Annotated in this window: 20 protein-coding genes; 4 read left to right on the forward strand and 16 right to left on the reverse strand. The window is 68.6% G+C overall.

Going from position 1 to position 24,052, the window contains the following annotated elements; genetic code table 11:
- Positions 1-17: 17 nt before the first annotated feature.
- The 5 genes from KCH87_RS28000 to KCH87_RS28020 all read right to left on the reverse strand — a co-directional run bounded on the left by KCH87_RS28000 (position 18) and on the right by KCH87_RS28020 (position 5,874).
- Complete coding sequence (locus KCH87_RS28000) at positions 18-776, reverse strand: thioesterase II family protein (protein ID WP_210589058.1); 759 nt, start codon at positions 774-776, stop codon at positions 18-20.
- Between the two features lie 138 nt (positions 777-914).
- Positions 915-2,147, reverse strand: a complete 1,233-nt coding sequence (locus tag KCH87_RS28005; RefSeq protein WP_210589059.1) for a beta-ketoacyl synthase — start codon at positions 2,145-2,147, stop codon at positions 915-917.
- Positions 2,147-2,413 (reverse strand): acyl carrier protein, encoded by a 267-nt coding sequence (locus KCH87_RS28010; RefSeq protein WP_210589060.1) that lies wholly within the window; start codon positions 2,411-2,413, stop codon positions 2,147-2,149. The genes KCH87_RS28005 and KCH87_RS28010 overlap by 1 nt, the downstream gene beginning before the upstream one ends.
- Before the next feature lie 84 nt (positions 2,414-2,497).
- Entirely contained in the window at positions 2,498-4,786 is a 2,289-nt protein-coding gene (locus tag KCH87_RS28015; protein ID WP_210589061.1) for an MMPL family transporter, read from the reverse strand.
- Between the two features lie 122 nt (positions 4,787-4,908).
- Positions 4,909-5,874, reverse strand: coding sequence for an acyl-ACP desaturase (locus tag KCH87_RS28020; protein WP_210589062.1), 966 nt, complete (start codon positions 5,872-5,874; stop codon positions 4,909-4,911).
- Between the two features lie 1,129 nt (positions 5,875-7,003).
- Here KCH87_RS28020 and KCH87_RS28025 point away from each other — a divergent pair.
- A complete protein-coding gene (locus KCH87_RS28025) occupies positions 7,004-8,653 on the forward strand; it encodes an FAD-binding oxidoreductase (RefSeq protein WP_210589063.1) in 1,650 nt (549 codons plus the stop codon).
- Between the two features lie 603 nt (positions 8,654-9,256).
- Here KCH87_RS28025 and KCH87_RS28030 read toward each other — a convergent pair.
- Positions 9,257-10,588 (reverse strand): class I SAM-dependent RNA methyltransferase, encoded by a 1,332-nt coding sequence (locus KCH87_RS28030; protein WP_210589064.1) that lies wholly within the window; start codon positions 10,586-10,588, stop codon positions 9,257-9,259.
- A gap of 74 nt (positions 10,589-10,662) precedes the next feature.
- The gene (locus KCH87_RS28035) at positions 10,663-12,711 is read right to left on the reverse strand and encodes an APC family permease (RefSeq protein WP_210589065.1); all 2,049 of its coding nucleotides are present in this window, start codon (positions 12,709-12,711) and stop codon (positions 10,663-10,665) included.
- A 384-nt stretch (positions 12,712-13,095) separates the two neighbouring features.
- Between KCH87_RS28035 and KCH87_RS28040 the strand changes: the two genes are divergently transcribed.
- Together KCH87_RS28040 and KCH87_RS28045 are read left to right on the forward strand one after the other, a co-directional pair.
- Positions 13,096-13,767, forward strand: coding sequence for a TrkA family potassium uptake protein (locus KCH87_RS28040; protein WP_210589066.1), 672 nt, complete (start codon positions 13,096-13,098; stop codon positions 13,765-13,767).
- Positions 13,767-14,444, forward strand: coding sequence for a TrkA family potassium uptake protein (locus KCH87_RS28045; protein ID WP_210589067.1), 678 nt, complete (start codon positions 13,767-13,769; stop codon positions 14,442-14,444). Before KCH87_RS28040 ends, KCH87_RS28045 begins: the two co-directional genes overlap by 1 nt.
- A gap of 73 nt (positions 14,445-14,517) precedes the next feature.
- On the opposite strand, the gene KCH87_RS28050 is transcribed toward KCH87_RS28045, so the two are convergent.
- From KCH87_RS28050 to KCH87_RS28085, 8 genes are all read right to left on the reverse strand, one after another.
- Entirely contained in the window at positions 14,518-15,291 is a 774-nt protein-coding gene (locus tag KCH87_RS28050; protein ID WP_210589068.1) for a DUF3159 domain-containing protein, read from the reverse strand.
- Between the two features lie 3 nt (positions 15,292-15,294).
- Entirely contained in the window at positions 15,295-15,693 is a 399-nt protein-coding gene (locus KCH87_RS28055; protein ID WP_210589069.1) for an OB-fold nucleic acid binding domain-containing protein, read from the reverse strand.
- A 132-nt stretch (positions 15,694-15,825) separates the two neighbouring features.
- Positions 15,826-16,509: a response regulator gene (locus tag KCH87_RS28060; RefSeq protein ID WP_210589070.1), complete on the reverse strand. Its 684-nt coding sequence runs from the start codon at positions 16,507-16,509 to the stop codon at positions 15,826-15,828.
- Positions 16,506-19,073, reverse strand: coding sequence for a sensor histidine kinase KdpD (locus tag KCH87_RS28065; protein ID WP_210589071.1), 2,568 nt, complete (start codon positions 19,071-19,073; stop codon positions 16,506-16,508). Before KCH87_RS28065 ends, KCH87_RS28060 begins: the two co-directional genes overlap by 4 nt.
- Positions 19,074-19,251: 178 nt before the next feature.
- Entirely contained in the window at positions 19,252-20,433 is a 1,182-nt protein-coding gene (locus KCH87_RS28070; RefSeq protein WP_210589072.1) for an alginate lyase family protein, read from the reverse strand.
- A 172-nt stretch (positions 20,434-20,605) separates the two neighbouring features.
- Positions 20,606-21,373 carry a DUF3710 domain-containing protein gene (locus KCH87_RS28075; RefSeq protein ID WP_210589073.1) on the reverse strand — a complete coding sequence of 256 codons (768 nt, stop codon included), beginning with the start codon at positions 21,371-21,373 and terminating at the stop codon, positions 20,606-20,608.
- A gap of 1 nt (position 21,374) precedes the next feature.
- Complete coding sequence (gene dut / locus KCH87_RS28080; protein WP_210589074.1) at positions 21,375-21,935, reverse strand: dUTP diphosphatase; 561 nt, start codon at positions 21,933-21,935, stop codon at positions 21,375-21,377.
- Entirely contained in the window at positions 21,932-22,516 is a 585-nt protein-coding gene (locus KCH87_RS28085) for a PaaI family thioesterase (RefSeq protein WP_210589075.1), read from the reverse strand. Before KCH87_RS28085 ends, dut begins: the two co-directional genes overlap by 4 nt.
- A gap of 58 nt (positions 22,517-22,574) precedes the next feature.
- Between KCH87_RS28085 and KCH87_RS28090 the strand changes: the two genes are divergently transcribed.
- Positions 22,575-23,039, forward strand: coding sequence for a DUF3093 domain-containing protein (locus tag KCH87_RS28090; RefSeq protein ID WP_210589076.1), 465 nt, complete (start codon positions 22,575-22,577; stop codon positions 23,037-23,039).
- A gap of 62 nt (positions 23,040-23,101) precedes the next feature.
- Here KCH87_RS28090 and KCH87_RS28095 read toward each other — a convergent pair whose 3' ends face one another.
- The gene (locus KCH87_RS28095) at positions 23,102-24,052 is read right to left on the reverse strand and encodes a hypothetical protein (RefSeq protein ID WP_210589077.1); all 951 of its coding nucleotides are present in this window, start codon (positions 24,050-24,052) and stop codon (positions 23,102-23,104) included.

Below are 24,052 nucleotides of genomic sequence, written 5' to 3' on the forward strand. Positions count from 1 at the left end.
GTGCGGCTGACGCTCGGTTACCCACATGCACGATCAGTGGTGCAGGCATCGGCCAGGTCGTGGGTGAGCTGGTGGACGAGTGCGTCAGTGTGATCGGCCGGATAGGTGTGGGCTCCTGGGAACAGGCGTGGAGTGGCGGGTGTGGTGACCAGTTCGTTCCAAGCCGTCAGGCTGCTGGTGTCGGTGATCGGGTCGTGGGTGCCGCCGTAGAGGGCCAGGGGAAGGTCGAGCGGGGTTTCCTCACGTGAGTGGCGGTAGTGCATGAGGAGCAGCAGGTCGGCGAGGATCGGAGTGCACAGGGCGGCAGCCATGGGCGTGTGGATCAGGTTTTCGGGGAGCGGGCCGATGAGGTCGGTCAGGCCGGCCAGCCCCGCGGCAAGGCGGGCTGGCAGGGCTGCGGTGTACAGGCCCAGGTGCGGGGCGGGCAGCGCTGACAAGGCCAGCAGGTGAGGGGTGCGGTTCTTGCTGTGCCGTAGGGAGCATGTGGCCAGGTACGCCATGAGTGCTCCCACGCTGTGCCCGAACACGGCGAATGGCCGTGGGTCATGGCAGCGGTCGATGGCTTCCGCAATGTCGGCGGCGAGCCGGCGTGGATCGGTCTGTGACGGTTCGCCACTGCGCTGCCCGCGTCCGGGGAGCGAGAAGGAGCAGATGTCCAACTCAGCCGGAGCGCAGCGGGTCCACGGCGCGTAGTACTCGGGGCCGCAGCCGGACGGCGGCAGGCAGTACACGCGCAGCCGGGCGCGGGTTCTCCCGGTCAGCTGGACAGTCGTCACCGAGCTGTGGTTTGCGTCGGCGGCGCTGTTGCATACGGGGTGTGGTGACGCGGGCAGGGCAGGCACCGTCCTACTCATCATCGGGTTGTGCATCATTGTGGTAATGCCTGGGGGCGTTGTCCGGGTTGCCGGTGGCCGTCAGGGCTGGGTGAAGATGAGGGTGGCGTTCTGGCTGCCGAATCCTGCGGAGGTGCTGGCGACGGCCTGCACGTGGGCACGGCGTGGTGTCTTGGCGACGACGTCCAGGTCGATATCGGGGTCACAGCGTTCGTGGTTGGCGGTGGGCGGGATGGTCTGGTGTTCGAGGCTCAGCACGCTGACGGCTGCTTCGATGGCTCCGGCAGCCCCGAGCGAGTGCCCGGTGATGCTCTTCACGGCGGTGACGGGTGGTGGTCGGCGGAACACCCGGTGCAGGGCGCCGGCTTCGGCCTGGTCGTTCAGACGGGTTGCTGTGCCGTGGGTGTTGACGTGGCTGATGTCCTCGGGAGTGAGTTCGGCGTCGCAGAGGGCCGCGCTCAGGCAGCGTGCCAGGCCCTCACCCTCGGGGTGGGGGACGGTGGGGTGGTGGCCTTCGGCGTTGGCGGCATACCCGGTCAGAAACGCCTTGGCGCGGGCGGAGCGAGCCCGCGCGTGGAGGGCGCTTTCCAGGACGAGGACGGCTGCGCCCTCGCCGAGGACGAACCCGTCCCGGTCCGCATCGAAGGGCCGGCAGGCGCCGGCCGGGTCGTGGTGCCTGGTGGACAGGGCGCCCATGCGGTGGAATGCGGCTGCCGCGAAGGGGCTGGTGCAGGGGGATTCGCTGCCGCCGGCCAGAGCGATGTCGCAGGCTCCGGAGCGGACCAGGTCCCGGGCGACTCCGATGGCGGTGGTGCCGGAGGCGCATGCCGTGCCCACGATGAAACTTGGTCCCAGGGCCCCGAGATGCAAACTGACTTCTCCGGCTGCCATGTTCGGGGACGAACGGGCGATCGCCGTCGGTGACAGGGCGTGATAGGCGCGTTCGTGAAGTTTACGGAAGGTGACCATGCCCGTGTCGTTGCTGCTGGCCCCCACTCCCAGCACGACGGCGACGCGGGTGCCGTCCCAGGTGTCAGGGCACAGGGCGGCGTCGTGCACGGCCTCGCGGGCGGCCACCAGCGCCATCTGGGTGAAGCGGTCAAGCCGCCAGGCGGTGCGCCTGCCCAGCAGGTGGTCGGGGTCGAAATCCGGGACGCGGCAGGAGAACGCGACGGGGGCTTCGGCGTCGGCCATGACGGGATCGACGGTGGCGGCCGACACCCCGGCACACAGGCCGGCCCACGTGGCGGCGGTTCCGATCCCCGCGGGGGTGACCAGGCCCATGCCGGTCACCGCTACATCGTGCTGTGCCATTACTTGGTGCCCGCAGCCGCGGTGGGGGACTTGCGAGCCTGATCGAGGAAGTGCGAAGCCTGCTGGAGAGTGAGATCGGTGCTCAAGGCGGTGGCGTCTTGGGACAGCTGAAGTCCGGTGTCCTCCTCCAGGATGACGAGGAGTTCCACGAGGGTGATCGAGTCCACCTCGAGGTCCTTGAAAGTGCGGTCCTCGCTGATCAACGCTTCGTCGATGCCGAAGTAGTCCCGGAGACGATCGCTGATCATTCGGTACGAGTCGGTCATCGACGTTTCCTTCACCGGATCTGTGGGGGGAGGAGGGAAGCGTGGCATGGGCCAGGGCGAGGCAGCCTGACTGCGGGCGGCGGGTCACGGTGAAGTCGCCCGTTGGGACGATGAGCTGACGGTCATCGCTTCGTGGGCGCGGGCGCCGTCGGGGGCAGGGTCTTTCACCGGATGGCGTCGTACGCGTGGCATCCACCAGTTGGCCCGGCCGGCGAGCTGCATCACCGCAGGGACGAGGATGCCGCGGACGATGGTGGCGTCCACCAGGACGGCGATGGCCAAGCCGATGCCGAGCATTTTCAGCATGCTGATCCCCGAGGTCGCCAGGGCGCCCATGGCGACGGCGACGATGAGAGCGGCCGCGCTGAACAGGCGCCCGGTGCGTGCGATGCCCGTCACGATCGCCTGCTTGTTGTCGCCTGTGGCCAGGTATTCCTCCTTGATGCGGGTCATCAAGAACAGCTCGTAGTCCACGGAGGCACTGAAAGCCAGGGCCAGCACCAGAACCGGCATGGTGACTTCCAGGTATCCGGTGACGGCGAAGTTACCTACGAGGAACCGGATATGTCCCTGCTGGAACACCCAGACGAGGGCGCCGAGGCTGGCCGTCAGGCTCAGCACTCCGACGACCACCGCCTTCAGCGGGACCAAGAAGGAACGGGTGCAGGCCAGTAGGACAGCGACAGTCGCCAGAGCAGCCAGGGCGGCCACCCACGGCAGACGGTTGCCCATGACGGCGATGGTGTCGGCGGCCTGTGCAGTGCGGCCGGACACCAAGCGCGGACCGGGCGCCGGAACGGCTCGTACCCGCTGCAGCATCTGCCGGGCAGCGTCGCTTTGCGCGGGCGCCTGCCCGACGACTGTCACCCATGTCCCAGGCCCGGTTGCCCCCGCCCGGCTCTGGCTTGTGCCACTGGCTTCCGTGCGATGACCGGCCTGGTAGGAGCCCGTGACCGCGGAAACGACCACAACGCCGGGAATCCGGGAGAGCCGACGTGCGTAGGAGTCCAGGGACGCTGGGGCAGTGACGTCCGCCTCGGGCAGGACAACCGTCAGGGCGCGTTCGCTGTCCACGGGGAAGGCCCGGCTGATGCTCTCCGCGGCGGTGCGTGCCGAAGCGTCAGACGGCAGAACACGGGCATCGACCACTCCAAAGCGCGCTTGCGCGAACGGTACGGCCATCGCCAACAGCACCAGAACGCTCAGCCCGAGCAAGACGACCGGGCGCGCGACAGTCACCTGGGCAATCGCCTTCCACACGTGGCTCTCCCGGCTTTGCGAAGAGACTCCCCTCCGCACTGGACGCCACGGGAGTGCCTGGCTCGCGCTATCCGTCCTGCTACCAATGAGCAGCAACAGCGCCGGCAGCGCGGTCATGCTGACAGCCGCGCCCAGCGCCACCACGACGATCCCGGCGATGGCCAAAGACCGCAGGAACGGCAAGGGCAGCACCAGGACCACGGCCAGCCCTGCAAGGACCGTGGCGGCGCTGTAGACAGCCGCCCGGCCCGCCGTGCGCATACTGCGCACCACGGCGTCCGGCACAGCACAGCCGTCGGCCAACTCCTCGCGGAACCGGGTCACGACGAAGAGCGCATAATCCACAGCCAGCCCGAATCCGAGGGCTGCGGCGATGTTCAGGGAAAACACCGACATCGGCAGGAAGACGTTCACCAGACGCAGCACTGCGAACGCCACGGTGACCACGCAAACAGCGATCGCTGTCGGCACCAGGGCCGCGGCGAGAGATCCGAAGGCGAGCAGGAGAATCAGCACGGTGAGTGGCAGCACGATGAGCTCCGCTCGCAACAGGTCGTGCTGACTCTGTCGGGTCGCCTCCGCGTTTACCACCGTGGGACCCGTGAGTTCGACGGCGAGCGTGCCGGAGTGCTGTCTCAGTCCAGGGCTCAGCCGCTCGGCCGTGCGCATGGCAGTGAAATCGTCACCGGCGAGATCGAAACGGATCAGGGCCGCCCGCCCGTCCGCGGATCGCAGCTCCGGCCGATCCCCGTCCCAGTATGAGGCGGTATGCCGTACGCCGGGCTGCATGTGCGCCCACGCCTCCAGGCGGCGCCCGGCGGCTACGGCGGCGGGGTTGTCAACGCCGTCCGCGGCCCGCGCATACACCGTCAAGTCGGATGTGCTCGCCCCGAACCGGTCAGCGAGGATCTTCTCCGCGCGGGCTGCTTCCGTCCCGGTGGCGGTGTAGCCGCCGGAGGACAGCTCACTGAAAGCCCCCACTCCTAGCGCACCGGCTACCACCGCCACCAGCGCATATGTCATCAGCAGCGAGCGGGCGCGACGCATGCAGAAGCCGGCCAGTGCGGCGATGAGGCCGTCACCGCCTCCCGCGGGATGCCCTGACTTGTTCATGGCCGCACTCATGGGGATCGTCAAAACACCGTCGCTTCCTGTCCATGGAGCACGAACTCGGGCGCGCAGACAGCCGGGAGCCTGCCGCTGTCAGGCAGTGGAGCCGAAGCTGCCTCGATCAATCACCGGGGCGGCTGGAGGTGGATTGCATGCTCCTTAGCCGACAGCTGCTCTCTGACGCCCTCGAACGCTCGAGCCCGGGCGTTCGTGCGCTCAAGTTCCCGGGCGAGCCCTTCGCGAGCCTGCTCCCCAGCCGGCCCCAGGCCCTGCAACGTCCACAGAGACAGAGAGCGCAACAGCGGGGCGAGAACATCATCGTGATGCACCCGCAGGTCATAGACGCCGGCGAGGGCGACGTCCCATGCCATCCGCCGGAATCCCGGCATGCGGTGCCCCGGCATCTGAAACGTCGCGACGCAGTCGCACAACGCCTGCACCACGGCATCGGCATCAATGGCCAGCGCCGCGGCCAGCAGATCCCGGTAGAAGACCATGTGGAGGTTCTCGTCCTGGGCAATGCGTGTCAGCAGCCTTTCGCAGTTCTCCTCACCGCTGTGACGACCAGCGTTGCGGTGGGACACGCGGGTAGCCAGTTCCTGGACGGTGACGTACACCAGGTTCTGCAGCAGCCCGTCACGCCCGGGCTCATACCCGGTCGCCACGTGCGCCAGCCGGGCCCTTTCCAAGGCCACCGGATCGACCGCGCGCGTGGCGTGAAGATACGCGCGCAGAGCCGTGCTGTGCCGGTCCTCCTCCGCAGTCCACCTGTTGATCCACTCCGCCCACGCCCCACTGCGGCTGATGCGGGTGGACAGCGCCCAGTGGTAGCCGGGCAAATTGTCTTCGGTCAGAAGATTGAGGACCAGCGCCGAACGAGCTGTCGACGACAGAGATGACTGCCCGGCTTCCCACGGGTCACCCTCCAAGGGGCCGTCAAAGTCACGGCCCTGGCCCCACGGGACGTACTGATGCGGGAACCACTCCTGAGACCGGGCCAGATGCCGCTCAAGCAACGTGCCCACCACAGGTTCCAGCTCCGCAAGCCAGTCAGAAGCCGAGAGACCGCCAGCGCGGGGAGAGAGGGTCATGGCTCACCAGTCTCTGACTCATCCACTCTGTCGCGCGGCACCACGCGGGTCACATCATCTCGAATAGCCCATAAGGCTGTTACTCATGGTCTGACCTCGAACAACGTCCCGAACGGTGTCACTCACCCCGGAGTTCGGCTACGCGGACGGCGGTCCTTGGCATGATCCTTCGTACCTGCCGCAGCGCGAGTCTCACCAGATCCAAGACCGTCGTCGGACACGCCAACCCCTCCCCGGCAGGCCCAGAGGAGGTCCGCGTTCTCCCGCGTGCTGGCCCGCACCAGGGAGTCGTCGGCCAGCAGCAGGAGCGTCTCCACGAGCCGGTCGAACATCGCGACGACTGACCACTAACGTCGACCGACTTGGACGCCTCGGCCTCGCAGAGTCGGGCAGCGGCGAGCGGCCGGCCTCATCGTGCCGATCAACACCCGTGATCCGAGGAGCCACGCCGCCGAGCGGTCGGTAGTCGTATTGATGTTTTAGCGGCCGGCTCGGCTGGGTGCGTCACCGCGAAACGCTCGCCGGTCTTGAGCGGTCGGTACTCCGCTCATCGAATAGTCAAAACTGATCCGCTGTTCTATCGACCACCTTTCGCCAGCTACTCGATACGACGCCAGACGCTTACACAAGCTGGGATGATTATCCCAACAGCGGTCTATTTAGGCGGCCTCATGCCGTAATGCCGCCCAGGTGTAATGCAGTTGGAGCCGGAACAAGGTTGGCGACGGCGCGTGACTACCCGGCGCATGCACCGTCATTTCACATGTCACCGGCTTAAACGCGGCGCGTGAAGCAAGCAAATTAGGAGGGCGTGCATTCAACGCACAGCCGTACGCCTTCCTTTGCTGTTCGGCGGCTACGCAGACTGGCGGGTGTACGCGTTTCGTCAGTGCTGGGCCTCGACGGTGCTGTCCACGGGCCTCTTGGTGAGCTGACGGGCTGTCCTCCGGGTCTGGGTGCAAACCGACAGATCCTCCGAACGACACGGACGACTACGGCAGGACACCCCATCCGTTCCGGCAGGAGACCACACATGTCACCGACCCACCGGTCACCGGTGCACACCTGCCGACGCCCAGCGCTGTCTGGCCCTCTCCTTGCCTGCTACCCCTCCCCGCGAAAGGCACTGATGCCAGCACAACCGATCGAAGTCAAGCCGAGTGACGAGCGTTACGACGCGCTGCGCCGCGGATTCAACCAACGCTGGATCGCCCATCCCGACTACGTCGTGGTGGCAACGTCCGCGGACGACGTGACGGCGGCGCTCACCAAATTCCTCAGCAAACCGGCCAACACCAAGCGCCGCATCACCGTGCGCTCCGGCGGCCACTGCTACGAAAACTTCGTCTCCGCCCCCGACGTCGGCGTCATCATCGACGTCAGCGCCATGAACCGCGCCTACTACGACCCGTCGATGAAGGCGTACTGCGTGGAGGCGGGCGCGACGAACTGGCACAGCACTACCCAGCTGTACCGGACCACCGGCCGGGCCCTGCCGGGAGGCTCCTGCTACTCGGTCGGCAGCGGCGGCCACATCTCCGGTGGCGGATACGGCCTGCTGTCCAGGCTCTACGGCCTGACCGTGGACTACCTGTACGCCGTCGAGGTGGTCACCGTCGCCGACGGCAGGACACCGAAGGTCACCGTGGCCAGCAAGGACTCCGCCGACCCGGCACTGCGTGACCTGCGGTGGGCGCACACCGGTGGAGGCGGTGGAAACTTCGGTGTCATCACCCGCTACTGGTTCCGCGACCTGCCCCAGCCGCCCGGGCAGGTACTGCTGAGGTCCGTCGCCTGGAAGTGGGAGCAGTTCCAGGCGCGACCCGACCTGTTCAAGTCACTGGTGCGCCGGTATGGGCAGTTCTTCGAGCACGAACACACCGGCAAAGGGCCGGATTTCATCCATCGCTACGGGTACCGGGACCTGTTCACTCTGCTCAAGCTCACCCACATGTCCAACGGCAAGGTGGGCCTGATCATCCAGATGGACGGCACCCGTGACGACTCGCCCGCGCGCCTGAAGGCGTTCCTGGACTACATCACCGAGGGCTTCACCACCGGCACCGAAACACACGTCGCCGAGACGGTCCTGGACCGGCAGACCGGTGAGCACCCCGCGCAGAGGGAGCTGTTCATCCCGACCCGTCTGCCGTGGCTGACCGCCACCCAGAGTCTGAACGACTCCGGCCCCAACCGCTGCGGCAAGTACAAGTCGGCCTACCACACCAAGGCGTTCACCGAGGAACAGATCGACGCCATCCACCGCCACCTCACCGACACCACCTACCACAACCCCGACGCCCTGCTTCAGGTGGACTCCTACGGAGGAATGGTCAACGACGTCGACTCGGACGCGACAGCCGTACCCCAGCGTTCCTCCGTCATGAAGCTGCAGTATCAGGCGTACTGGACGTGGGACAAGGACGCCGACGCGAACGGGGTGTACGACTACCGGGACGCCGACAAGGACAGCGGGATCGCCGCCCCGCACCTGCGCTGGATCCGCGACTTCTACAAGGACGTCTACCGGTCCACCGGCGGCGTGCCCGCAGCACCCGACCCCGCACTGACCGCATCCCAGTCGTCCAACACCGACGGCTGCTACGTCAACTACCCCGACGTCGACCTCGACGATGGCACCCTCAACACCTCCGGCCAGCCGTCGTACCAGCTCTACTACAAGAACAACTACAAGCGCCTGCAGCGCACCAAGCAACGCTGGGATCCCAAGAACGTCTTCCGCCACGCGCAGTCCATCCGACCGCCTGCCCCCAATTGACCGGACTCGGCCCCAGTAAGCGAGACGGCTCAGCCGCCATGGCAGATCGCCGACATCCACCTCCACTCGGTGAAGCCGACCCGACCCGGGCGGGTCGCCCTGTCCCGAGGCCGGTTCACGCAGCAGGCAGATGTCGATGGTCTTGTCGCGCAGGGCGGTGACCTACGGGCGTGGTCGTCTCCTGGATGTCCAGCAGCAGGCCACGGTCGCGTAGGGGGGCATACGTCCGAGCGCCACTCCCCCGGCGTCCAGGCACCAGGTTCTTCACCGGACGCGAGCCGCTCCAGAAGCGCGCTGCCGTTCGTTCAAAGGCGAACCACCGATGCCCCGCAGCCATCCGAAGCCGGTCACGGGGCTCACCCCTCTCTCTTCCGGGATATCTGACCAGCAGGACTCAGTAGGTCTGCGCTCAGCGTCGCCTGCCCTCGGCGCCCATCGATACTCGCCACCTGACAGGGTCTGACCTGCCCGACAAGGCGCCTGACACTCCATCAGAACGAGCGTCAAATGAGCGTCACGAGCGTCATTTCAGCGTCATTTCAGCGTCAAGATATCGCCCGTAACGCCCACACCGCACATAGTGCGCACTCACAAAACCGCAGGTCAGGAACCCTTCGCGGCCGGTTCAAGAATCGCCACGCACTCCACATGATGCGTCATAGGAAACAGATCGAACGCCCGCAGCATCCGCACCCGATACCCGCCCTCCCGGAAGTACCCCAGGTCCCTGGCCAGCGCCGCCGGATCGCACGCCACGTAAGCGATGCGCCGCGCGCCCAGGGAGGACAGATGCTCGACCGTCTTCCGTCCCGCTCCCGCCCGCGGCGGGTCCAGGACGATCAGGTCGACCTCGGTGATGCCGGTACGCGGCAGGACGGACTCGACCTTGCCCTGCTCGATGCGGACCCGGGGAAAGTCCGCGAGGTTGTGCCGGGCGTCCTCGACGGCGCGTTTGCCGGACTCGATGCCGAGCACCGCGCCCTTCTCGCCGAGCCGGTCGGCCAGCGCGCCCGCGAACAGGCCGACGCCGCAGTACAGGTCGAGCGCCATCTCGCCCTTGCGCGGCAGCAGTCCCTGCATGACCGCAGTGACCAGTGTGTCCGCGGACCTCGGGTGGACCTGCCAGAAACCGCCGTTGCCGACGCGGTGCGTACGACCGTCCGCGCGCTCCCGGACGAAGGCGCGGCCGTGGACCCGGTGGACGCCGCCGTCCTTCTCCTCCACCCGCAGCACGGACACCGGCCTGTCCAGCTCGACGAGCGGCAGCCGCTCCCCCGGCCTCGGCGTCAGGATCACCTGGCGGTCCTGCGACCCGGTCGCCGCGATCGCCTCGACGGACTCCATGCCCGTCCAGTCACGCTTCTCGATGCCCAGCTCGCTCACTCCGGGCGCCGCGATCATGCAGTGGTCGATCGGCTCGACGTCGTGCGAGCGGTGCCGGCGCAGACCCGCCCGTCCCGTTTCGGCGTCCACCGCGTACTGCACCCGCGTCCGCCACGCCGGGACCTCACCGGCCGGCAGCTTGTCGCCCTCGGCCGGCATCACCGTGCCGTCCCAGCCGGCCTCCTCGGGCGTCAGCCCCGCGAGCCGCTGCAACTGCTCGGCGATGACCTCGCCCTTCAACCGCCGCTGGGCGCCGGGCTTGGCATGCTGCCAGTCGCAGCCGCCGCAGTGGCCCGGACCGGCGTACGGACAGGGCGCCTCGACGCGGTCCTTGGAGGCGGAAAGCACGTCCACCGCATCCGCGCGCAGGAACCGGGAGTCCTCCTCGCCCTCCGTCACCCGCGCCACGACCCGCTCACCGGGCAGCGCGTGCCGGACGAACAGCACCTGACCCGACTCCGTACGGGCGATGCAGTGCCCGCCGTGCGCGACGGGCCCGATCTCGACCTCGTACTCCTCCCCGACCAGCGACTTCTTCGGTTCTGCCTGCATGGCGGGGTGACTCCACAACGTCAAGGGGGGAAAAGTTGGACAACAGCCCATCAGTCTACGTGCTCGCGCACAGGTCAGTCCTTCGCGCTCGGCTCCTTCGCGCGCTGCTCCGCCGGACCCCGCCGCACCGAACCCGGCGCGTTCCACTCCGACCGCTTACGGGCACGCTTCTTCGCCACCTCGGACGACTCCAGCTGGTACGGCACCGAGGTCACCATGACGCCCGGCGTGAACAGCAGCCGCCCCTTCAGCCTGAGCGCGCTCTGGTTGTGCAGCAGTTGCTCGTACCAGTGGCCGACCACGTACTCGGGGATGATCACCGACACGACATCGCGCGGCGACTCCTTGCGCAGGCCCTTCACGTACTCGATGATCGGCCGCGTGATCTCCCGGTACGGCGAGTCCAGCACCTTCAGCGGTACGTCGATCCCGCGTCGCTCCCACTCCGCGCGCAGCGCCTTGGTCTCGGCCGGGTCCACGTTGACGCTGAGCGCCTCCAGCGTGTCCGCTCGCAGCAGCTTGGCGTAGGCCAGAGCCCGCAGGGCCGGTCGGTGGATCTTGGAGATCAGGACGACGGAGTGGATGCGGGACGGTCGTACGCTGTCGTCGCTCGGGCTCTCGGGGGCGGCGAGTTCCTCGGACACATGGTCGTAGTGGCGGCGGATGGCCGTCATCGTCACGTAGAAGATCACCATGCCGAGCAGCGCCACCCAGGCGCCGTGCGTGAACTTGGTGACCAGGACGACGACCAGCACCAGACCGGTGAAGAAGGCGCCGAAGGTGTTGATCGCGCGGGAGCGGATCATGTGGCGGCGCTTGGCGGGATCCTTCTCGGTGGCCAGGTGGCGGTTCCAGTGGCGGACCATGCCGGTCTGGCTGAGCGTGAAGGAGACGAACACGCCGACGATGTAGAGCTGGATCAGCCGCGTGGAGTCGGCGCCGTACATCCACACCAGCAGCATGGCCGCGCCGGCCAGGAGCACGATGCCGTTCGAGAAGGCGAGCCGGTCGCCGCGGGTGTGCAGCTGGCGGGGCAGATAGCGGTCCTGGGCGAGGATCGAGCCGAGCACCGGGAAGCCGTTGTACGCGGTGTTGGCCGCGAGGAACAGCACCAGCGCGGTGGCCCCGGCGAGGATCACGAACAGGAAGCTGCCCTTGCCGAAGACGGCCTCGGCGACCTGGGTGATCACCGGGTTCTGGACGTATCCGGAGCCGAGCGCGACACCGTCGTGGATCAGGTCGACGGCCGGGTTCTCGGCCATGCGGACCTTGGTCGCCATGGCCAGGCCGATGATCCCGCAGAACATGGTGACGGCGAGGAAGCCCATCAGCGCCAGCGTGGTCGCCGCGTTCCTCGACTTGGGCTTGCGAAAGGCCGGGACGCCGTTGGAGATCGCCTCGACACCGGTGAGCGCGGCACAGCCGGAGGAGAAGGCGCGCAGCAGGAGGAAGACCAGGGCGAAGCCGGCCAGGCCCTGGTGTTCGGCCTTGATCTCGTACGACGCCGTCGGGGCCCGCATGGTGTCGTCCAGCACCAGCCCGCGGAACGCGCCCCACGCGATCATGATGAAGACGCCCGCGACGAACACGTACGTCGGAATCGCGAAGAGCTTGCCGGACTCCCGCACGCCGCGCAGGTTCATCAGCGTCAGCAGCACGATCACGGCGATCGCGCAGAGCACCTTGTGCTCGACCACGAAGGGGATCGCGGAACCGAGGTTCTCGATGCCGGACGCGATCGACACGGCGACGGTGAGGACGTAGTCGACGAGCAGCGCGCTCGCGACGGTCAGGCCCGCCTTGTTGCCGAGGTTGGTGGTGGCCACCTCGTAGTCGCCGCCGCCGCTCGGGTAGGCGTGCACGTTCTGCCGGTAGGACGCGACCACCGTGAACATCAGCACGACGACGGCGAGCGCGATCCACGGGCTGAAGTGGTACGCCGACACGCCCGCGATCGAGAGGACCAGCAGCACTTCTCCGGGCGCGTACGCGACGGAGGACAGCGGGTCGGAGGCGAAGACGGGGAGGGCGATGCGCTTCGGCAGGAGCGTCTCGCCCAGCCGGTCACTGCGCAGTGCGCGCCCGATCAGAATCCGTTTGGGCACGTCGGTCAGTTTGGACACAACAGAGGATCGTAGGCGTTCGAACGGGAGGCCGCCCACCTGCCGTCCCACATCTGCTCTCCGGGTGAAAACCGGAACCGGTGCGGCGGCGGTTTCGGCAGGTCGCCCCACACCTATGCCTATATGACAAAACCCGCCCGTTTTCCGGCCGTTGCCGACCTCCGGAGGATCCATGCACACCACCGCCCAGCTGATCGGCGCCGCCGCCACACTCGTCGGCCTCGGCATCCTGACCCTGGTCAGCGTCCGCAGCATCAGCCGTCGCTGACCGGCAGCGCCCCGTGCACGGGGGTCCCGCCCGACGACCGCGCCTGTGTAGCTTGGGCGGCGGTCTGAGACCCTGTTCAGGCCAAGTCAACGACTCTTGACATCGGAAGGACGGTCGTGCACATCGTCATCATGGGCTGCGGCAGAGTGGGTTCCGCTCTCGCCCGGACCCTGGAGCAACAGGGGCACACGGTCGCCGTGATCGACCAGGACCCCACCGCCTTCCGACGCCTTGGCTCCTCGTTCGGCGGCCGCCGGGTCACCGGCGTCGGCTTCGACCAGGACACCCTGCGCGAAGCCGGCATCGAGGAGGCCGGCGCCTTCGCCGCCGTGTCCAGCGGCGACAACTCGAACATCATCGCCGCCCGCGTGGCCCGCGAGATGTTCGGCATCGAGAACGTCGCGGCCCGTATCTACGACCCCCGCCGCGCCGAGGTCTACCAGCGCCTCGGCATCCCGACCGTCGCCACCGTCCGCTGGACCGCCGACCAGATGCTGCGCCGGCTGCTGCCCTCGGGTGCCGAGCCGCTGTGGCGCGATCCCACCGGCGGCGTCCAGCTCGCCGAGGTGCACGCCTCGACCGCCTGGGTCGGTCACAAGATCAGCAGGTTGCAGGAGGAGACGGGCGTCCGCGTGGCGTTCCTGACCCGCCTCGGTGAGGCGATCCTGCCCAGCTCGCAGACCGTGCTTCAGGAGGGCGACCTGGTCCACGTGATGATGCGCACGGACGAGGTCGACAAGGTCGAGGCGGCGTTCGCCAAGGGTCCCGAAGAGGAGAGCGGTCACTGATGAGGGTCGCCATTGCCGGTGCCGGTGCGGTGGGCCGCTCGATCGCGGGCGAACTGCTGGAGAACGGCCACGAGGTCCTGCTCATCGACAAGGCGCCGACCGCCATCTCGGTCGAGCGCGTCCCCCAGGCGGAGTGGCTGCTCGCCGACGCCTGCGAGATCACGTCCCTGGACGAGGCCGCGCTCCAGCGCTGCAACGTCGCGATCGCCGCGACCGGCGACGACAAGGTGAACCTGGTCGTCTCCCTGCTCGCGAAGACGGAGTACGGCGTCCCGCGCGTCGTCGCCCGCGTCAACAACCCCAAGAACGAGTGGCTCTTCAACGAGTCCTGGGGCGTCGACGTGGCCGTCTCCACCCCGCGCCTGATGTCCGCCCTGGTCGAGGAGGCGGTCAGCGTCGGCGACCTGGTCCGTCTGCTGCGCTTCAGCCACGGCGACGCCAACCTCGTCGAGCTGACCCTGCCGGAGGAGTCGGCCCTGGCCGGCACCCAGGTCGGCGACGTGGAGTGGCCCCAGGACACCTCCCTGGTCACCATCATCCGCGGCAACCGCGTCCTCACCCCGTCCCAGGAGGACTCCCTGGAGGCAGGCGACGAGCTGCTGTTCGTGGCCGCGCAGGCCCGCGAGGAACAGCTGGAGGATCTGCTCTCGGTGCGCCGCGAGGACACGGAGAGCTGACCTCTTCGAGGGTTACGACGGCGGAGGGCGCCCTGAAGAATCAGGGTGCCCTCCGCCGTCGTAGAACCGCTTGCTAGGCGTCCCGGCGGTGCCGTCCCGCCGTGGCCTCGCCGTGCTCATGGGCGAGGGCGGCCTTTCGCTCCTCCTCGGCCTTCTCCTCCGCCTCCATTTCGGCGAAGACGTCGATGGGCGCCGGAGCCTTCGCAAGGAACACCCAGGTCAGCCAGACGGCCAGCAGGAACGGCGGGATCTTCAGGGCGACCAGGACCCAGCCGAGCTGGGCGGTGTCGGCCCACCAGTACAGCGGAAAGAGGATCGCGCACTTGGCGAGCAGGATCAGGCCCCAGGCGTAACTGGCCTTGGCGTACGCCTTCTTGCGGCCCGGGTTGCGGGTGCGCCAGGAGAGGTTCTCCTTGAAGACCGGGCCGAGGATCAGGCCGAGCAGCGGGACACCGGCCAGCGTCGTGATGATGTACGCGAGCGCCAGGCCGAGCGTGTAGAGCATGCCGGGCAGGTAGAAGTCCTTGGCGTTGCCGGTCATCATCGCGAAGACGACACCGAAGGCGACGCCGAAGACGCCGCTGAAGGCGTGCTTGACGGTGTCCTTCATCACCAGGCGGACCACGACCAGCAGCAGGGACACACCGAGGGCGGCGATCGCCGACAGGTGCAAGTCCTTGTTGATCGTGTAGATGGTGACGAAGAGGAGACCGGGCAACACCGTCTCGATCATGCCCCGCAGGCCGCCGAACGCCTCGAACAGCGCTGCCTCGGTCACCGCCCGTGCGTCCTGCGCGGCGGCTGCGGTGTCTTCGGTGTCTGTGGTCGGCTTGTCGAGCGACGTCACCGGCTACTCCCGTCCGAGGGGTCTCAGTTCGTACTTGGGATTGAACAGCACACGGCGGCCCCGGCTCATCGAGACCCGGCCCGATGCAATCAGCTTGCGCCCGGGCTCTATCCCGACGATGGAGCGCCGGCCGAGCCACACCACATCCAGCGCGGCGGAGCCGTCGAACAGCTCGGCCTCCAGGGCCGGGACTCCGGCACGCGGCCGCAGGGTGACCGTGCGCAAGGTACCAGTAACCGTCACGATCTGGCGGTCGTGGCAGTCACCGATGCGGATACAGCCCGCGATGTCGGCGTCCTCACGCAGCTCCTCCGACTCCAGGTCCTCCTGCGACGAGGAGAGCCGGTCAAGCATGCGCCGGAACCGGCCCACCGGCTTCTCGGAACGAGGAACAGCACTCATATCTGAAGCGTACCGGGGCCCACCGACACCTACGTACCCCCGTGCCGGCGCTCGAACCGGTACCCCATCCCCGGCTCGGTGATGCTGCATCCCCCGGGGGACAACCCCCGGACCCCCGGCCGACCTCGCAGCTCACTTCTCGAACCGGTACCCCATCCCCGGCTCGGTGATGAAGTGCTTGGGGTGCGACGGGTCCGCCTCGAGCTTCCTTCTCAGCTGGGCCATGTAGACCCGCAGGTAGTTCGTCTCCGTCCCGTACGACGGCCCCCACACCTCTTGCAGCAGCTGCTTCTGGCTGACCAGGCGGCCGGTGTTGCGGACGAGGACCTCCAGGAGATGCCACTCCGTGGGGGTCAGCCGTACGTCCTTGCCGCCGCGGTTGACCTTCTTGGCGGCCAGGTCGACGGTGAACCCGTCGGTCTCCACCATCACGTCGTCCTCGCCGCCCCCGGTGGGCTCGGCGCGACGCACGGCGGCCCGCAGCCGGGCCAGCAGCTCGTCCATGCCGAAGGGCTTGGTGACGTAGTCGTCGGCGCCCGCGTCCAGCGCCTCGACCTTCTCGTCCGAGGTGTGCCGGGCGGAGAGCACGATGATCGGCACGCGGGTCCAGCCGCGCAGCCCCTTGATCACCTCGACGCCGTCCAGGTCTGGCAGCCCCAGGTCGAGCACCACCACGTCGGGGTGGCGGGCGGCGGCGAGCTGGAGGGCGGTGGCACCGTCGTGGGCCGCGTCGACCTCGTACTTCCGTGCCTTGAGGTTGATCACAAGGGCGCGCACGATCTGTGGCTCGTCTTCGATCACGAGCACCCGGGTCATAGGGCCTGCCTTTCGGGTTGAGCGGGGTGAAGAGGTTCCTGCGCGTGCGTTTGGGCAGCGTCCTGCGGGCGGGTTGCCGTGCCGCGGAGGGTGAGGACCATGGTGAGGCCGCCGCCGGGGGTGTCCTCGGCGTCCAGGGTGCCGTCCATCGCCTCGGCGAAGCCGCGGGCGACGGCGAGGCCGAGGCCGACACCGGCGCCGCGGGGAGCGTCGCCGAAGCGCTGGAAGGGCTCGAAGATGCGCTCCTTGGCCTCGTCCGGGACGCCGGGCCCGCGGTCGACCACACGCACCTCGACGCGGTCGGCGATGGCACTGGCGGACACCAGGACGGGCTCGCCGTCCGGGCTGTACTTGACGGCGTTCTCGACCAGGTTGGCCACGGACCGCTCCAGGAGCCCGGGATCGACGGACACCATGGGCAGGGTCTCCGGGATGTCGAGTTCGACGCTGTCCTCGGGCACCCCGCCCAGCGCCATCGGCACCACCTCGTCCAGGTCGATCTCCCGGATGATCGGCGTGACCGTGCCGGTCTGGAGACGCGACATGTCCAGCAGGTTGCCCACCAGGCCGTCGAGACGGTCGGCGCCCTCCTCGATGCCCTCCAGCAGCTCCGCCTGGTCCTCCTCCGACCACGCCACATCATCCGAGCGCAAGCTGGTCACCGCCGCCTTGATCCCGGCCAACGGCGTCCGCAGATCGTGACTCACGGCGGCCAGCAGCGCGGTACGGATCCGATTGCCCTCGGCCAGTGCGCGGGCCCGGTCGGCCTCCTCCTGCAACCGCCGCCGGTCCAGCACCACCGCGGCCTGCGCGGCGAACGCGGCCAGCACCCGGCGGTCCTCCGCGGGCAGCACCCGCCCGGTCAGCGCCAGCGCCATGTGATCCCCCACCGGCACATCCACATCCGCGTCGTCGGGGTTCACACACGGCCGCGGCCCCACACTGCCCGCACAGGTCCACGGCTCCACCTCGCCCTGTCGCTCCAGCAGCGCGGCCGACTCCATGCCGAACGTCTCCCGCACCCGCTCCAGCAACTCCTCCAGGCTCGTCTCACCCCGCAGCACATTGCCCGCCAGGAACGAGAGGATCTCCGACTCCGCCCGCAGCCGGGCCGCCTGCTGCGTCCGCCGGGCCGCCAGATCCACCACCGAGGCCACCGACACCGCCACCCCCACAAAGATCACGATGGCGACGAAGTTCTTCGGGTCCGCGATCGTCAGCCGGTGCAGGGGCGGGGTGAAGAAGTAGTTCAGCAGCAGTGAGCCGAAGGCCGCCGAGGCGAGCGCCGGGAAGAGCCCGCCGAGCAGCGCCGCCGCCACGACCACTGTCAGAAACAGCAGCATGTTGTTGGCCAGGCCGATGTCGACGGCGTTCAGCAGCACCGCCAGGATCGCCGGGCCGACCAGTCCGACCAGCCAGCCCCAGATGATCCTGGCCCGGCCGAGCCGCGCACCTCGGGTGACCGGCAGCCCCCGCCCCTTGCCCGCCTCGTCGTGCGTGATCAAGTGAACGTCGAGATCAGGACCGGACTCCCGGGCAACCGTCGCGCCCACGCCCGGCCCGAAGACGTACTGCCAGCTCTTGCGCCGCGACACACCCAGCACGATCTGCGTGGCGTTCACTCCACGCGCGAAGTCCAGCAGCGCCACAGGAACGTCTTCACCGACGACATGGTGGAAGGTGCCGCCCAGGTCCTCGACGAGGGTCCGCTGGACCGCCAGCTCCTTCGGCGACGCGGAGGTCAGCCCGTCACTACGGGCGATGTACACGGCCAGCACCTCACCGCCGGCACCCTTCTCCGCCAGCCGCGCGGCCCGCCGGATCAGCGTCCGCCCCTCCGGACCACCCGTCAGCCCCACCACGATCCGCTCCCGCGAACCCCAGATCGCCGACACCCGATGCTCACTGCGGTACTGCTTCAGATACTCATCGACCCGGTCCGCCACCCACAGCAGCGCCAGCTCCCGCAGCGCGGTCAGATTCCCGGGCCGGAAGTAGTTCGAGAGTGCCGCATCGACCTTGTCCGACTTGTAGACGTTGCCGTGCGCCATCCGCCGCCGCAGCGCCTGCGGCGACATGTCCACCAGCTCGATCTGATCCGCCCGCCGCACCACCTCGTCCGGCACCGTCTCCCGCTGCCGCACCCCGGTGATGGACTCGACGACATCACCCAGCGACTCCAGGTGCTGGATGTTCACCGTCGATATGACGTTGATCCCGGCCGCGAGCAGTTCCTCCACGTCCTGCCAGCGCTTGGTGTTGCGCGACCCGGGAATGTTGGTGTGCGCCAGCTCGTCGACCAGAGCCACGGCCGGGGCCCGGCGCAGCACCGCGTCCACGTCCATCTCCGGGAAGACCCCGCCGCGATACTCCAGTTCCCTGCGCGGGATCTGCTCCAGGCCGTGCAGCATCACCTCGGTGCGCGACCGACCGTGATGCTCCACGAGGGCCACCACACAGTCCGTGCCCCGCTCCACACGCCGGTGCGCCTCGGACAGCATCGCGTACGTCTTGCCCACACCCGGTGCCGCACCCAGATAGATCCGAAGCTTGCCGCGTCCCATGGCCCCATTGTCTTCCCATCACTGCTGCTTACGCAGCGTCGACTCTACGGCCAACGATGTGAACAAAAGGGACAGGTTACGTGGCAGGGGACGTCTTTGACAGATCCCTGATGCGCCGGACAGCGGGCGGTGCGGCCGGGCGCCGAGGTCACCCTCCGGCGCCCGGCCGCTCACCGGCTCAGCTCGGGTTGTCCCCGTGGGTGAGCGTCTCCCAGGCGACGAAAAGGTTGTTGCTGCCGGCCGGTCGATTGCGCTCGGTGAGGGTCTGGGTGTTGGTCATGGCGTGGCCGAGGCGGTTGTGCATGGCGTTGTAGCCGACCTCGGTGATCGGGCCGAGCCCGAGATGCATCGACCCGCCGCACAGCCAGCTCGGCACGGCCGTACCCAGCTCGTACTTCGCCTGGAATCCGAGCGCCTGTTGCAGCCTCTCGCCCACGTCGGTGCCGTACAGGTCCTGCCCCTGGATCCGGCTGGTCTCGGCGACGTGCGAGATCGCGGAGATGCCGTACCCGGTGTGGGTGAGGTCGCGACAGGTTTCCTGGGTGAGGCCGGTGACGAAGGTTGACTGACCCTGCCAGTAGTTGACGATCTTCTCCCGGGTGTCGAGGTTCTGGCTCGGCACCGTCTTCGGCAGCGCGCCGTCGGAGGAGAGGTAGACGAAGGCGGCGGTCCGCGTGCGGAACTTCGCCATGGCCTTGTCGTACGACGTCTTGTCCTCGAGGAAGACGGAGATGCCGAGGGCGGCCTCCATCATCGACAGTTCCCAGTTCCCGTTGGAGTTCGAGCCGTTGATGATCTCGGGCAGATAGACGTTCCTGAGCATGGTGGCGAAGCGCCCGGAGTTGGGCCAGCTTCCGGTGTACGTGTACTTGATGATCTCGGCGGCCTTGGGCCAGGAGGAGCCCGCCCAGCCGGTCTGTAGGGGCGCGTTGCTGTTGGTGTGGTCCTTGATGGTGGCCGACCAGGCGTCCATCAGCGCGATGGCCTTCTGCGCGTACCGCTCGTCGCGGGTGATGTACCAGGCGAGGGCGTCGGTGTACGCGGCAATGGCGTCCTCGCGCTCATCGGTGCAGCCGTAGTTCGGGTTGGAGTACGAGCCGCACTCGACGGTCGCGCGCGGCTTGGGCGTGCGGTTCAGATCGGCGTACTTGCTCGCCATCATCTGGTCGAAGGCGCCCTTCCAGGGCTGGGCGCCGGCATTGACCTTGCCGCGGGCGAAGTCCAACTGGCCCTGGGAGACGGTGACTCCGGGGTGAACGAAAGTGGCCGGGGCGGCATCGGCGCGCTGCGCGGCCGGCTGCGCGAGGACGCCGCCCAGGACCAGGGCGGCGACGATCGCGAGGAGGGGGGTACGACGCATGGCAGCTCCGTTCTCATATATGAACACGGGGCGCCTTTATGAACGAGGCGTTGAGCGGAGACCGTAGGTACAGACCAATCGGTCGTCAAGGGGCTATGCATGAACCCGTCAAGAATCCGCGCACGAAAAAGGGCCGCACCCTTGTCCGGGGTGCGGCCCTTCCCTCGTCTGACTAGCGGACCTCGGTGATCTCCGGTCCGCGCTGCAACTGCCCCATGCCGCCGGAGAAGCGCGAGCCGGCCTCCTCCTGCTGGACACCCTCGGGGACCATCTGGGCGTCGTTCGGCAGTTTCAGGACAATCGGGTCGCGGGGCGCCATCGGGCCCTCGCCGCGGACCACGACCGTGTCCCGGAAGATCTGCTCCAGCAGTCCCGCCGCCTGCGGCTGCACCGCACCCTGCCCGGAAATCACTCCGCGCAGGAACCAGCGGGGCCCGTCCACACCGATGAACCGCACGACCTGGAAGCCGCCCGTTCCGTCCGGCAGCTGCACCGGCACCTGGGCGCGCAGCTCCCAGCCCAGCGGACCCTCGACCTCGTCGACGATGCCACCCTGCTGAGTGATACCGCCCGCGATCTCCTCACGTACTTCGCCCCAGATGCCCTCGCGCTTGGGAGCGGCGAAGGCCTGCAACTGGACCGCACTGTCGCGCAGCACCACGGTCGCCGCGACGATCGCGTCGCCCGCGACCTCGACCCGCAGCTCCATGCCGTCGACACCCGGCACGAAGATGCCGCCCAGGTCGACCCGGCCCTCGGCCGGATCGCTCACCTCGGTGCTGTCCCAGGGCCCGTCGGGCCGCGGCTCCGGCTCGAGCCGCACGCGCTCGCGCGCACCCTCGTCCTCTTCGTCCGCCTCAGTGTCGACACTGTCGACGACCTGCTCGGCCTCGCCGGCCGCGTCGTCGGCGGCACCCTTCTTCTTGCGACGTCCGAACACGTCACTGTCCTTCCCGGTCGGATACGACCGAAGCGTATCGATTCCCACCCGTCGCGCCGCCCATGGCGGCCTGACCGCTTGTGCTGCTTGTTCCGGTCACCGCGGCATGGCCGCCGGTGGATCCGAAGCCCCCTTCGGCCCGCGCCGACCCGGGAAGCTCCGCCACCTCCTGGAAGCGGACCCTCTCGACCTGCTGGACGACCAGTTGGGCAATCCGGTCGAAGCGCTCGAACCGCACAGCCTCGCGCGGGTCGAGATTCACCACGATCACCTTGATCTCTCCACGGTACCCGGCATCAACCGTCCCCGGGGCATTCACGAGGGCGACACCGCAGCGGGCGGCGAGGCCGGATCGCGGGTGCACGAAGGCCGCGTACCCCTCCGGGAGCGCGACAGACACTCCAGTGGGCAGCACGGCCCGTTCGCCGGGCTTCAGTTCGCACGCCTCAGTGGTGCGCAGATCGGCTCCGGCGTCACCGGGGTGCTCGTACGACGGAAGCGGTACGTCGGCGTCGACGCGCCGGATCAGCACGTCGAGTTCCTGACGGGGGGCACGGCTCACGGGTTCACCTCGAAGGCGCGGGCACGCCTGGTCTGGTCCGGGTCGTCCATGGCGGCCCGGATCTCCTCCGGGCGCCCGTTGTCGACGAAGTGATCGACCTTCACCTCGATGAAGAGCGCGTCGGCGCGGACGGCCACGGGTCCGTCGGGGCCGTCGATGCGTCCGACGGCGGTCGAGTAGATCTTCCGCCCGGCCACCGCCACGACCTCGGCCACCAGATGCAGCGTGGTGCCCACCGCCACCGGCCTGGCGAAGTCCGTCTCCAGGCGTCCGGTCACGGCGATCGTCCGCAGCAGCCAGTTCAGCGAGCCGAGGGTCTCGTCCAGGGCCGTCGCCAGCACACCGCCGTGCGCGAGACCGGGGGCACCCTGGTGTTCGGGCCGCACGGTGAACTCGGCGGTGAGGGAGACGCCCTCGCCCGCCCGCGCCTCCAGATGCAGTCCATGGGGCTGCTCGCCGCCGCAACCGAAGCACTGGCCATAGTGCGCGCCGAGCAGTTCACCGGGCGCGGGAGCGTCGGGATGACGCACCGGCTTCCTGGCATCGGCGGGGGGCTTGAGAACTGCGGACGAACCACTCACAGCCGCAGACCTTACCCGCGCGTCGGCCCTATACCGACACCGTGCCAAGCTTGGCCGCATGCAGCTCTCCGCCACCCCGTACGAAGAACGCCTGACCGCGCCCCGCTCCTGGTGGCTGATCAGTTTGCTCGTCGGGCTCTCCATGGCCCTGATCCTGCTGCCCTTCGGCACGCTGCCGATGCTCGGCGGCCTGGCCGGCGGCACCGCGGCCGCGGCCGTCGTGGCCAGTTCGTACGGCTCGCAGCGCATCCGCGTCGTCGGCGGCTCGCTGATCGCGGGCGAGGCGAAGATCCCGGTGACGGCCCTGGGCGAGACGGAGATCCTGGACCCGGAGGAGGCGCGCGCCTGGCGCACGTACAAGGCGGACACGCGCGCGTTCCTGCTGCTCCGCGCCTACATCCCCACCGCGCTGAAGGTCGAGGTCACCGATCCGGACGACCCGACGCCCTACCTGTACCTGTCGACCCGGGAGCCGGAGCGGCTGGCGGAGGCGCTCAAGGCGGCGCGGGCGGCGGACGCCTAGGCAAAGTTTCTGTCTGCCGGGCAAAGTTTCGGTTCGGTGCCGGCTGCCGGGCATGTTCCGGTTCAGTGCCCGAGTTCCTTGGGGATCTCGCCGATGCGCAGCGGGTCCGCCGGGGCCTCCAGCGACGGGAGCTCGGTCAGCTTCTCCCACGGCACCTGGGCCTTGCGCAGGTCCTTGCGGATGCGCTCGGCGAGCTTCCGGGTGTCTCTGCGGTTCATGACCGCCCCGACCGCGGCTCCGACCATGAACGGCATCAGGTTCGGCAGGTTGCGGACCATGCGTTTCATGATCTGCTGGCGCAGTTCGCGCTTCATCTGGCCGTTCAGCGCCGCACTGAACGTCGACGGCTTCGTCACGTCGATCCCGCGCTCTCCCGACCAGGAGTTCAGATACGCGGTGCTGCGCTGCTTCAGGTTGCCGGGCGGCCGTACGCCGTAGACCTCGTGCAGCTCGGCGATCAGCTTCAGCTCGATCGCCGCGACGCCGGTGACCTCCGCGGCCAGTTCCGTCGGCATCGCCGGCGGTACCGGCAGCATGGCCGCGGCACCGATCCCGGCGCCGACCGTGGACGTCGCGTTCGCCGCGCCCGCCACGAGTTTGTCCGCGAGTTCCTCGGGCCCGAGACCGGGGAACTGCCTGCGCAGCGTCTTGAGGTCGCGTACGGGGATCCGCGGCGCGATCTCGATCAGCCGGTCGGCGAGGTACGCCAGGCCCGCACGGGCCCGGCTGCCGCCCTTACGGACGCCTTCCACGGCCTTGTCACGAATCACCCCCGCCCTCCCCCACTCTCGACTTCGCTCGAGCGGGGGGACCCCCGGCCTAGCGACGGGCGTCGGACCCTCCGTCGGGACCGGAAGGTCAGCCCGGTCGGCCGCCGGTTCGAGCGAGGCCGATCCGATGTCGGATGAGCCCCGCTCGTCGTCACGCGCGCCATGAGGGCCCTCAAACTGCGGCCCTTCGTCCGCTCCCCCCACGGGGAAGCGGCGCTTCCAAGGAGGGGTCGAGCCAGTCAC

The sequence above is a fragment of the Streptomyces sp. GESEQ-35 genome, assembly GCF_017948485.1.
Taxonomy (GTDB): domain Bacteria; phylum Actinomycetota; class Actinomycetes; order Streptomycetales; family Streptomycetaceae; genus Streptomyces.

Bases quoted from the DNA above. Each gene is read 5' to 3' on its own strand.
- KCH87_RS28005 (WP_210589059.1), bottom strand. From the start codon at position 2,147: ATGGCACAGCACGATGTAGCGGTGACCGGCATGGGCCTGGTCACCCCC.
- KCH87_RS28010 (WP_210589060.1), bottom strand. From the start codon at position 2,413: ATGACCGACTCGTACCGAATGATCAGCGATCGTCTCCGGGACTACTTC.
- KCH87_RS28015 (WP_210589061.1), bottom strand. From the start codon at position 4,786: ATGAACAAGTCAGGGCATCCCGCGGGAGGCGGTGACGGCCTCATCGCC.
- KCH87_RS28020 (WP_210589062.1), bottom strand. From the start codon at position 5,874: ATGACCCTCTCTCCCCGCGCTGGCGGTCTCTCGGCTTCTGACTGGCTT.
- KCH87_RS28025 (WP_210589063.1), top strand. From the start codon at position 7,004: ATGCCAGCACAACCGATCGAAGTCAAGCCGAGTGACGAGCGTTACGAC.
- KCH87_RS28030 (WP_210589064.1), bottom strand. From the start codon at position 10,588: ATGCAGGCAGAACCGAAGAAGTCGCTGGTCGGGGAGGAGTACGAGGTC.
- KCH87_RS28045 (WP_210589067.1), top strand. From the start codon at position 13,767: ATGAGGGTCGCCATTGCCGGTGCCGGTGCGGTGGGCCGCTCGATCGCG.
- KCH87_RS28055 (WP_210589069.1), bottom strand. From the start codon at position 15,693: ATGAGTGCTGTTCCTCGTTCCGAGAAGCCGGTGGGCCGGTTCCGGCGC.
- KCH87_RS28060 (WP_210589070.1), bottom strand. From the start codon at position 16,509: ATGACCCGGGTGCTCGTGATCGAAGACGAGCCACAGATCGTGCGCGCC.
- KCH87_RS28065 (WP_210589071.1), bottom strand. From the start codon at position 19,073: ATGGGACGCGGCAAGCTTCGGATCTATCTGGGTGCGGCACCGGGTGTG.
- KCH87_RS28070 (WP_210589072.1), bottom strand. From the start codon at position 20,433: ATGCGTCGTACCCCCCTCCTCGCGATCGTCGCCGCCCTGGTCCTGGGC.
- KCH87_RS28090 (WP_210589076.1), top strand. From the start codon at position 22,575: ATGCAGCTCTCCGCCACCCCGTACGAAGAACGCCTGACCGCGCCCCGC.